This window comes from Methanospirillum hungatei (assembly GCF_020216685.1).
Taxonomy (GTDB): domain Archaea; phylum Halobacteriota; class Methanomicrobia; order Methanomicrobiales; family Methanospirillaceae; genus Methanospirillum; species Methanospirillum hungatei_B.
This window is the reverse complement of sequence record NZ_JAIWNS010000184.1, coordinates 1-10,646: the sequence shown is the minus strand read 5'-3', so window position 1 is coordinate 10,646 and position 10,646 is coordinate 1. Positions and strand designations below refer to the sequence as shown.

9 protein-coding genes are annotated in these 10,646 nt (G+C 46.3%); 5 read left to right on the top strand and 4 right to left on the bottom strand.

Annotated features, from left to right (window positions below; all coding sequences use genetic code 11):
- The coding region (locus LDL35_RS11460; protein ID WP_304022519.1) for an MFS transporter at window positions 1-1,119 on the bottom strand (1,119 nt) is incomplete at its 3' end.
- 109 nt (window positions 1,120-1,228) lie between these two features.
- On the opposite strand from LDL35_RS11460, the gene LDL35_RS11455 reads away from it, so the two are divergent.
- Window positions 1,229-1,924, top strand: coding sequence for an HAD family hydrolase (locus LDL35_RS11455; RefSeq protein WP_304022517.1), 696 nt, complete (start codon window positions 1,229-1,231; stop codon window positions 1,922-1,924).
- A gap of 2 nt (window positions 1,925-1,926) precedes the next feature.
- Here the strand turns inward: LDL35_RS11455 and LDL35_RS11450 are convergent, their stop codons facing one another.
- Window positions 1,927-3,885 (bottom strand): PAS domain-containing protein, encoded by a 1,959-nt coding sequence (locus LDL35_RS11450; RefSeq protein WP_304022515.1) that lies wholly within the window; start codon window positions 3,883-3,885, stop codon window positions 1,927-1,929.
- A 401-nt stretch (window positions 3,886-4,286) separates the two neighbouring features.
- On the opposite strand from LDL35_RS11450, the gene LDL35_RS11445 reads away from it, so the two are divergent.
- Window positions 4,287-7,079 carry a PAS domain S-box protein gene (locus tag LDL35_RS11445; protein WP_304022514.1) on the top strand — a complete coding sequence of 931 codons (2,793 nt, stop codon included), beginning with the start codon at window positions 4,287-4,289 and terminating at the stop codon, window positions 7,077-7,079.
- On the top strand, window positions 7,063-7,527 hold the full coding sequence (locus LDL35_RS11440) for a response regulator (RefSeq protein WP_304022513.1): 465 nt from the start codon (window positions 7,063-7,065) through the stop codon (window positions 7,525-7,527). Before LDL35_RS11445 ends, LDL35_RS11440 begins: the two co-directional genes overlap by 17 nt.
- A 16-nt stretch (window positions 7,528-7,543) precedes the next feature.
- Here the strand turns inward: LDL35_RS11440 and LDL35_RS11435 are convergent, their stop codons facing one another.
- Complete coding sequence (locus LDL35_RS11435) at window positions 7,544-8,011, bottom strand: Holliday junction resolvase-like protein (protein WP_304022512.1); 468 nt, start codon at window positions 8,009-8,011, stop codon at window positions 7,544-7,546.
- 92 nt (window positions 8,012-8,103) lie between these two features.
- A complete protein-coding gene (locus tag LDL35_RS11430; protein ID WP_304022511.1) occupies window positions 8,104-8,484 on the bottom strand; it encodes a response regulator in 381 nt (126 codons plus the stop codon).
- Window positions 8,485-8,559: 75 nt separating this feature from the next.
- Between LDL35_RS11430 and LDL35_RS11425 the strand changes: the two genes are divergently transcribed.
- Both LDL35_RS11425 and LDL35_RS11420 read left to right on the top strand, forming a co-directional pair.
- The gene (locus LDL35_RS11425) at window positions 8,560-9,711 is read left to right on the top strand and encodes a TIGR04084 family radical SAM/SPASM domain-containing protein (protein ID WP_304022509.1); all 1,152 of its coding nucleotides are present in this window, start codon (window positions 8,560-8,562) and stop codon (window positions 9,709-9,711) included.
- Between the two features lie 63 nt (window positions 9,712-9,774).
- Window positions 9,775-10,632, top strand: coding sequence for an MBL fold metallo-hydrolase (locus tag LDL35_RS11420; RefSeq protein ID WP_304022508.1), 858 nt, complete (start codon window positions 9,775-9,777; stop codon window positions 10,630-10,632).
- The last annotated feature ends 14 nt before the right edge of the window (window positions 10,633-10,646 follow it).

Here is a 10,646-nt window from a genome sequence, read left to right as displayed (position 1 = left end):
CGCAGACAGATAAAAGACAGAACTGATCCCGGTCTGATCCATAAATAATCCGCAGACAACGGGAGATATGATCATACCCATGCTCATGACCATATTTATCGTTCCCATCGCTGCCCCCTGCCCCACATCCCTGCCGGTTATAGTGACCAGGGCATACATGGCCGGGACTGATATACCTCCTCCGATCCCCATGAGGAGGGCAAAGAAGAGATATGACCAGAGGCCTTCAAAGCCTGGTACCAGAGCCAGTGCAACAGCCACCGTAAGACACCCTGTTGCAATGAGCAGGTATTTATCAAACCGATCTGCAAGCCATCCGCATACTCTCTGCAAAAGAGCTGTTGACAGGACTGATACCGATATGACAAGGCCGGTCTCTCCTGCGGAGAGGTTCCCGACATGGGCGGCAATGACAGGGATAAATACCATGAATGTTCCGTTTGCAAATGCATTCATCATCTGATATAATAATGGAATCCGAAGCCCTGGATGAATGAGCAGATGAAGTATCGAACTCTGTTCTTTTCGCGATCCCTGATAGCCGGGGAGGAAGAAGATGCTGGTAAGGAGTGCCACCCCGGTCAGCGCTGCCATGCATATAAATGCTGTATCCATCCCGGCAACATCGGTTACAATGCCCCCCAGAAACGGCCCAAGACCCATGCCCAGAAAGAGTGAACTGGTAAATGTCCCAAGATACCGTCCTTCCATTCCGGGTGGAGCGATATCACCGATATATGCCATTGCTATGGGGAACACCATGGCTGATGCAATTCCCTGAAGAAACCGGATACCGGATAGCTCAAGGACTGATCCGGCCGGGACATAGAGGAGTGAAAAAACTGCATAGAGGAGCAGACCGATGATAATGAACTGACGTCTGCCACAGATATCGGAGTACCTTCCGAAGAATGGCATGGCAATGGCCCGTGATAATGCAAACGAGGAGAATATCATCCCTATCCCAAATCCGGAAGCACCAAGGGTTTCGGCAAAACGGGGAAGAAGTGGTATGACAATCCCTATCCCGAGCATGGTAGAAAAAACCGCCACATAGAGTGAGATGAATAATAGCCGGCGATCCGTTTCGGTGATGAGAACCGGGTCACTCGGAGGCATACTGTATTATTACATCTGATTCCATAAGAGAGCCCCCTCCACCATGATTCAGCACTATGAGATCGCTTATCATCTCCAAAGACTGATATCCTGTTAGATACAACGCAGCATGACAGGTACAGATATTCGCCAGGGGTGTGGAAACCGGTTTCTCGGAGTTCTGGTAGACTTGGATAACACCCTGTATGACTTTGGATATGCAAAAGAAGAGGCATGCAGGAAGGTCGTTCAGGCTGTCGGAGTTGGAACAGCAGATGACTTAGTGCGGGCATTTTTGTTCTCTCCCTATGGTGTTGAGAGCCCGAAAGCCATTCAGTCATTTTTATCAGAACAGGGGATCACCGACGCAGATGTGTTCATGCATGCAGTTCAGGTGTACACAAAAGCAAAAATCGATGCTATTGAAGCGTACCCAGGAGTATATGAAACATTACTGAAGATCCACACGGCAGGGATGAAGATCGGAGCTGTTACCAATGCAAGCCATGAGCATGCAACAGAACGGCTCATCCATATCCAGACCGCTGATCTTTTCGACTGCCTGGTTACTCCTGATAAGGCAGGGATGAAAAAACCTGACCCGTCGATGTTTCTTTATGCCGCAGAACTTCTGAAGATTCAGCCTCACCAGATATGTGCAGTCGGCGATAATCTGGTCAATGATATCAGACCGGCAAAAGAAGCAGGTATGTGCACCATTCATGCAGAGTATGGAAACCGGTTGCCACCGGAGTATTCAGAAGGAATTATTGCTGATTTTTCAATCAGTTCCTTTTCAGATATTCTTCCGATACTGGGACTTTAGAATCAGCTGACAGTCTTTCCGACAACCGATTCCACTGCACGTTTCCAGTTTGTCATATCCTTAATCGTCTGAATATACCCGATTACTCTTCCGGAGGTATCAGTAATGGGAGAGGCTTTTGCCCAGACATATGTCCCTTTTCCTTCATGAAATCCTGGAACAAACGCTTCGGTGTAAAAACTGTTCCCTACCCGTGAGACCTGTGGAAAAACCTGGATCAACTCTTTTGGTGACAAGTCAAAGAGGTCAACCAGGATGGGGAGAGACGGATTTTTGTTCCTGATTATCTCCTGATACGTAAGTGAACCGATCATCTCATGTTTGTTCAGACCAGTTAGGATCTCCATCGCTTCATTCCAGGCAACAACCATACGATCACGGGATATAATGAAGGTGGGATCACCCATCTGTTCCACTGTCCCTTCCAGCTGCTCAACCATGAGTGCAAGGGACTCTTCCATGGTCCGCTGACTGGTAATGTCAAGCGCCGATATGAGAGTGCACAGGTGAACTCCGGTTTTATCAAATACCCGTGAAAGGTGGACCTGTATCACAAGCGAGGAACCATCTTCCCCTGTATCTGAAAAAACCCGGGTGAAATTCCCTTTTTCATTGAGTGCAGCCCTGATATCCGGAATAGAGCCGATGATCTGAGGGTAGTAACTTAAACTCCACTCAATGGATCTCCCGATCAAAGCTCCGTCCGGGACACGGGAGAAGATCCGTCTGAATGAGGGATTGGCATACATCACCACATCATCCGGCGTGATGATAGCCATACCCTCATAGGAATGTGCGATTGCAGTATCTTTAATCTCAAGTTCCCGGACCATCCTGACCCAGTGGGTGACGTCATACAGATAGGCAATCAGACAGATGGGGGTTCGATCAGGACCGGTGACACCAGATATGGTTACTGATAAGTTTATCTGGGATCCATCTCGGCGGACCCCGTCCACTTCATATACATAACCTGATCGATCCTCAGGCAACAGGTTTTGAGAGAGGAATGAGGCAGCAGAGACATCGATATCTTTGGCAAAGTGCGCAAAAGGCAGTCCGATAACCTCATCAGGAGAATGATACCCCCATAGTTCCAGAAATGCCCTGTTTACATAGGTGATAGACCCTTCCATGGAGAGGAGTGCAATGGGAACAATGGAAGAGTCCATGGCATGACTTTTAATTAATAATTCCCGTTCGGCATTCTTACGTTCGGTGATGTCCCTGCCAACTCCCTGGTACTCAAGAATATCACCGTTATCATCAGCGAGCATCCGTGACACCCAGTGATACCACCTGGTCCGCCCGGAAGGGAGTTTAAATTCAAATTCTGATTCAAAAACCGGCGACAAGGGAGAACAACTCTGCATGCCTTCTTGTATCTGCCGGGCTGCATCCGGATACATGAATTCAAATAGGGAGTGGTGCAGTGCTTCTGTAAGATTCATCTGAAACAGTCTGCAAAATGCCCCATTCGCAAATGAAATGGCACCGTCCCGGTTGTACCTGCAGATAAGTTCGGTTTGGTCTTCAACAATACCGCGATACCTGGCTTCACTGATACGAAGCCGCTCCTCCATCTCAGTCTCAAGGGTAACATCCTCCACGATAATGGTAAGGCCGGAGCGTCCGTCGTCAAAAACGGTTTTAATATATTTTACTTTAAAGAACCGCCTCCAGTCATACTTGCTGAAGGTGACAACAGCGGTATGCTCTGTCTCTGAATCTGAATCAAAATAGGTGTCAAAATGAAATGCCCGCAAAATTTCCTGTGGAAGCATCAGATATGACGTGCCGGTAATTGTTGTGACATCCTGGTCAAACATTCTGCAAAACCGCTCATTAACCTGGATTATCCTGCCATCACTTGAAATGACGAGAATTCCTTCTTTAGTAAAGCCCAGAAGACTGGAGATTGGAACCCGTTGTGAGAGATAAAATACCTTGGCAGCCCCCATCTGCTGCATCTCTACCGTTCCGGAAATCTGAAGTATCTCCAGATATTTCGCAACAGAATTCCGGTTACATTTCAGACGCTGGGAAATTTCCGAAATTGTAAGCCCTCTGGGGTAAATCTTGAGTAAACCGCGTATACGGCTCAGAAATTCCCCATCCTCAACCATAGATACATTTCCTTAATTTCTCCCAGATAAACATATGCCATGCATCCCTGAAAGCGGCTTTTTTTAAAATAAGAAATGATATCATGACATTTTGAAAATATAACGCCAAATTGCCAATTATAGAATGGGATAAATGAAAAAATCAAACCAAAACATGTATCAGCTATTCAATGAATTCTAACATGCCGGTTCGTGTGTTACTAAAGTATGAATCCAGATAATAAAAGAGAAGGGATATGTCTATGCGTCAGGTGGCTCCGATGAGCGGGGGTTCCCTTATCAGTCGATTCACGGTAATACTACTGATTATCTTAATCCTGTCCATCCTTTCGATAACAACACTCTGGTATATTGATACACGAACCCAGATTGAATCACGCTTCACGCTCCAGCAGAACCATTCTGAACAGATTCTTCGGCAATCGGTCATATGGATCGACGGGGGTATTCGCCTGTATGAGTACTCATTTGAACCAGGGATGAAAGAAGCGATGGATATGTACCTTGCAGCCTATAATGAATCAGGTGGTGATATTACAAAGATCGACCTCTCTTCTTTGAAAACACAGCTGAATGAAACGATAGGAGGTGTGTGGGATCTTTATATTATCGATGCTGATGGCACAGTCGTTCATACGACCTATACTCCTGACCTCTTGTTAAATTTTCGTAATTATACTTCTTTTTTTAAAACACTCACCAAAATCAGGGAGGAGGGAGCTTATGTCATTGACAGAACGGTAAAAGGATTTGTCAAAGGATCCCCAAACCGGAAATTTGCATACCAGGGGACCCCTGACAAAAAATATGTGCTTGAAATAAGCAGAAATTTTCAAAAGTTTATACCAAAAGAGACTGAGACATCATATGCCGAATTAGTAAAAAATCTACCCCGACTGAATCCAAATATCGTCTCTATTGAACTTTTCAACACCCAGGGAGAGATTGTAACCAGATGGAGTGCAGATTCCGGCCATGGAAATCTCTCTCCGCAGATCCTGGAAAACGTCATCAGGGTACTATCTGAAAAAAAGAGTCAATATTACCACGATCCAGATCTAAAACAGGCCATTTCAATTATATATCTCTCCATCCAGGATACGAGGTACCCCTCATCACCGATGATGAACCTTGTCGGACGGATAGTCTATTCAACACAGGAGATCCAGGAAAAAATTCTTGAAATTTCAATAATATACATAACCACCCTTCTTTTTACCCTTCTTATCGCAGGTCTTACGGTGTGGAAGACATCCCGATACTTTTCAAACCCGGTGAAAGGGCTAATTCAGGATTTAAACCAGATTGCAGACGGGGACCTGGACCACCAGATCAGAGACACCGGCATTCTGGAACTCAAACAGATTGAAGGAGCCATCAGCAGACTGGTATCAAACCTGAAAAAGATGATTGAGAGAATAAAAATTCAGGAAGAACAGGTAAAGAGTGAACTCTACCAGCGAACCAAAGCAGAGGAGAATATCAGGCATCTGCTCCAGGAGGTTCGGGAGAAGGAGTACCAGATCCAGAAGAGTGAAGAGAGGTACCGGAGTGTTGTTGAGACACAAAATGAGTTTATATGCAGGTTTACTCCGGATGGGACACATATCTTCGTGAATGATGCATATTGCAGATTTTTTGGAAAAAGATGCGATGAAATACTTGGAACAAAATTCTCTCCAGAAATTCCGGAAGATGAAAGGATCAAATTGAAAAACCATCTCGCAGGGCTGACCAGGCAGCATCCGACAGACCTGAATGAACATCATATCATCCTTCCAAATGGAGAGAGAAGATATATTCAATGGATAGACCAGGCAATTTTTTCAGAAACCGGAGAAATTACCGAATACCAGTCTGTCGGTCGTGACCTGACAGAAGTGAAAGAACTTGAGAAAAGCCTCCATGCATCTGATTCTTTGTACCGGGAGACGGTCAATGCAATGGATGACGGGGTTTTTGTCACCGATAGGACACACTCCATCCTGATCTGGAATGGGTGGAAACTGGGCAAAAAGACAAAGTTACAAAAAGAGCATAAACATGTGGAAGGGAAGAAACTCTTTTCTGTTCTTCCTTATCTGACCGACAAAGATTATCTTGAATATGATGCTGTCTTTTCATCAGGAAAGATTGCAGTATATGAGACGATCATAGGAAAGGAACGACCAATATACCTCGAAACCAAGATAATTCCAATTATTACCGACGATCAGGTAACTACCGTTGTCACCCTTATTCGGGATATCACCCTTCGGAAAGAAGCCGAAAAAGCACTTCAGAAATTGAACCTTGACCTTGAGGAGATTATCAGGAAACGAACCGAGGATCTGCAGGCATCGCTTGATGAACTGGACGCATTTGCATACAGCGTGTCTCATGACCTGCGGGCACCGGTTCGTGCAATAGATGGATTTTCTCACCTCCTGCTCTTGAAAGCAGGGGAAAACCTGGATGAAGAGAACAAGCACCTGATCTCCAGGATCCGCGAGAGTGTCACAACCATGGATAAACTCATCCAGGATCTGCTCAGGTTTTCGAGGACAGCACGCCAGCCATTGCAGGTAATTGACATAGACATGGCAGGACTGGTGCGGGGGGTAATCACAGAACTGACCAGTCAGCCTGAAACCAGAAATATTTCAGTTCATATAAAAGAGATACACTCTTCGAAAGGCGATCCCGGCCTTATCAGACAGGTGTGGTACAACCTGATATCCAACAGTATAAAATTTACTCTGCCGGATACCGTCCCGGACATAACGATTGGTTCATATGAGAAAGAAAGTGAAATAATCTATTATATCAAAGACAATGGCATAGGATTTGATATGCAGTACGCAGATAAAGTCTTTGAAGTGTTTTCAAGACTTGCTCCATCTCCGGATGCTGAAGGCACTGGTGTGGGCCTTGCACTGGTAAAGAGGATCATCCTCAGACACCATGGAAGAATCTGGGTACAATCAGGAAAGGGCAGGGGAACAACGTTTTATTTTACTGTGCAGGGGAGAGATGGAAGCGAAAGGTGAAAGAAGACTTGAAATACTTCTCATTGAAGATAACCAGAATGATGTTGAATTATTTCTGAATGTGGTTGACTGGATTAATATGGGAGACCAGGTCAGAGTTTTTCTTGACGGCAGAGAGGCACTGGATTTTCTCCATGGAAAAGGATCATATAAAGAAGCTCCTGGTTCACTTCCATCAGTGGTCTTCATTGACCTGAAGATGCCCCTCATCAGTGGTCATGAAGTCCTGAAAGCCATCAGAAAAGACAAACGAACAAAAACACTTCCAATAGTCGTCTTCACATCATCAGATCAGGAAGCAGATATCGGAGAGACATACAAATCAGGAGTGAACAGTTATGTTGTCAAACCGGTTCAGTTCGAGAAATTCGCTGAGACCATCAGGGACCTGATAAATTACTGGAGAAATGTTAATACTCCTCCAGGTTCGTTCATTCATGATGGATGATAAGCCACTTTTATAACTATTCTTTTCTTATCACTTCAAACCGGATCTTCCCCTCCTCAATAATCCGTGCGACGGACCGTTCCCGTGGGGAAAGAGCTCCAGACCCGGTTTTCACTTCAACGATGACGATCTCTTTCAGGCATCCTTCTGACAGACCATCAAAGACGATAAAATCCACTGGTGATCCTAAAAACCGGGCATCAGACGGATGATACGAAAACTCAGAGAACCAGGGGATCAGATGCTCGGTAATCTTTCCCCTGATGACCGATTGGGATCGTCGGATCGCATCCTGACGAACCTTCTGCTCTTCCCGTCGTTGCCAGTCCCTGTACCTCGCCTCTGCCTGCACATCTGCCCGGGCATTTGCCTCTTCCTGTATCCAGGTCTGCCACCGGGCAAACTCATCTCTTTTCCAGGACTCAAAGAGCATAAGGGCACGCTTATCTGCTCTTCTCCAGATATGAACGATGAGTAAGAGCAATACAATTATGAACAGGAGAAGAATCTGTGTGACACCAAAAGACGAGAGTAAAAAGTGACCTGATGTATATCCATGGTATCCTTGGATCAGTCTTATGAAGACAATACCGATTTTATGGCCTGATCCAGTCCGACTTTATTATATGGTTTTGCAAGGACACCTGAGAAGCCATAATCTGCATACGAGATTATTGCCGGGTCTGATAGATCACCACTTGACACCAGCACTTTCACGTCAGGATCTGACTCCCGAATGATGGAGATCACTTCGCGGCCACCCATACCACCAGGTATGGTGAGATCAAGGATGATTACGTCATAGGGGTTCCCGTTCTCACGGCTTTTTTTATACTCAGCCAAAGCCTCTTCCCCGGTGACCGCAATTGTGGGATCATACCCCAGTTTTTTCAGGAGTATTCCGGTGATTTCACAGATTGCCGGTTCATCATCCATGAGAAGAATGCGATATACCATAAATCAGAATACTCAATGGTATGGACATATGGTTATAAGACATTTATGTGTCGTGATGCCGGATTCATCAGATTCATGCATCATCAGAATAAACATATACTGGTTTTTGTGTATTTTCATCTCTACCTTACTGATTCCTGTAACCTTGTCTGCCAGTATTGCCGGGGAAAAATATTTGATACCCCCGAGACGGACTGCGGCGATATCACCATAGATGAATCAATTCCTGCTGAAGTAACCTTTCAGCTCTCTGATCTCTATCGGTTTCTTGCTCAGGATCCTGATGCGGTCCTGACCTTTATCGGGGGAGAGCCGACCTTACGCCCAGGCCTCATACAGACCATCATGGAAGAGGCGCCGGTATCACGATTCATGATCCAGACAAACGGCACACTTCTTCACCGGCTTTCTCCTGAAATTGTCAACCGGTTTGATACCATCCTTATCTCCATTGACGGGGATAAGAAAACCACCGATGAAGGGAGGGGCGAAGGTACCTATAACCGGGTTATGGAAAATATTCACCACATCATTGCAGGTGGATTCAGAAATGAACTCATCGCCCGGATGACCGTGACCGAACGGACAGATATCAGGTCGGCGGTTCGATATCTTGCGCATAATCCGGATTACTCGTTCTCTTCGATTCATTGGCAGATAGATGCAAACTTCTGGAATGACTATTCACTCAGAACTTTTCAGACCTGGGCACGGGAGTCATATATTCCCGGTATTCATCAGCTTGTGCAGGACTGGCTTTCTCATATCAAAGAGACCGGAGAAGTTCCGAAGTGGTATCCGTTCATTGATCCGCTTGAAGATCTGCTCCTCGGCCGGCCCACCAGGTTACGATGCGGATCGGGGTATGCAAATTACACTATCCTGACGGACGGGCATATCGCACCATGTCCTATCATGGTCGGAATGAAAGACTTTTATGCAGGCTCCATAACGACCGCATCTCCGAACGCCCTGCCGATCATACCGGTCACGGGTGCCTGTGAAAGCTGTGACATTCGTGATTTTTGCGGAGGAAGATGCCTCTATTCGGCCATTGTAAAACCCTGGCCCAAAGAGGGTGCTGATCTCGTGTGTGAGACCGTTCGGGGATTATATGATGCGATCACCGGTATCGTGCCGAAAGTTCGCGGGATGATAAGCCGGGGTGAGATCAGCATCGGAGCCTTCGCTCATGAAAAATATAATGGATGCGAGATTATTCCCTGAAAAGTGCATCCCCTCTTTCATGAAACCATATCTTATGACCAATAAATCCAAAAGGTGTAGAGTATGAACATAACAGTCCTTGCCAGCGGGAGCAAGGGCAACTGTGTATATATTGAAGGGACCTCCGGGGCTCTTATCATCGATGCCGGCCGATCTGCACGCGAGATCCTGGGCACAAAAGACCGGAAGGGACGGCTTTCAGAGGGAGGGGGAAACCGTGACCTTATCGAAGGGATCCTCATCACCCATGAACACGGTGACCATGTAAAAGGGCTCGGCCCTCTTGGAAACGCTCTGAAAGTGCCGGCCTATGGGACGAGCGGGACCCTTGATGCAACAAACCGGATGATCCAGACTAAGAAAAACTTCACGTTTCAATCGGTCCAACCAGGTGATCCCTTCTCCATCGGTGATTTTACCGTAACGGCTTTTTCAGTTTCGCATGATGCAACCGATCCGGTCGGGTACCTTATAGAAGAAGGAGGGCTGCGTATCTGCTATTGTACAGATACCGGAGTTGTCACGTCAGGCATGATGGAGATGATAAAAAAATCTGACGGCGTGATCCTTGAGTCAAATCATTGCCCGCAGATGCTCAAAGACGGACCATATCCGGCATTTCTCAAACGCAGGATTGCATCTTCACGGGGGCACCTCTCAAATGAGGATGCAGGAACGGTCCTTGCAGAGATTTCCCGGTCTATCCATTGTGCCATCCTTGCCCACCTGTCAGAGGAGAATAACGAACCAGGTCTTGCCATCAGAAAGGCTCATGAAGCATTGGGGCTTGCAGCAGATGATGTGGATCTCTTTGCTGCATCATCAATTGATACCAGGACGCGACCCCCGCACCGAAAACCTAAACAGCAGTGCAGAGGGCAATGCCAGGATGACTGCTGGAAGATAACCATCTCCCTGTAACTGACATGAACCAT

What these genes read in the sequence shown, in the direction of transcription:
- LDL35_RS11420 (WP_304022508.1), top strand. Translation starts at nt 9,775, where the DNA reads ATGAACATAACAGTCCTTGCCAGCGGGAGCAAGGGCAACTGTGTATAT.
- LDL35_RS11430 (WP_304022511.1), bottom strand. Translation starts at nt 8,484, where the DNA reads ATGGTATATCGCATTCTTCTCATGGATGATGAACCGGCAATCTGTGAA.
- LDL35_RS11445 (WP_304022514.1), top strand. Translation starts at nt 4,287, where the DNA reads ATGTCTATGCGTCAGGTGGCTCCGATGAGCGGGGGTTCCCTTATCAGT.
- LDL35_RS11425 (WP_304022509.1), top strand. Translation starts at nt 8,560, where the DNA reads ATGCATCATCAGAATAAACATATACTGGTTTTTGTGTATTTTCATCTC.
- LDL35_RS11440 (WP_304022513.1), top strand. Translation starts at nt 7,063, where the DNA reads ATGGAAGCGAAAGGTGAAAGAAGACTTGAAATACTTCTCATTGAAGAT.
- LDL35_RS11455 (WP_304022517.1), top strand. Translation starts at nt 1,229, where the DNA reads ATGACAGGTACAGATATTCGCCAGGGGTGTGGAAACCGGTTTCTCGGA.
- LDL35_RS11450 (WP_304022515.1), bottom strand. Translation starts at nt 3,885, where the DNA reads ATGGGGGCTGCCAAGGTATTTTATCTCTCACAACGGGTTCCAATCTCC.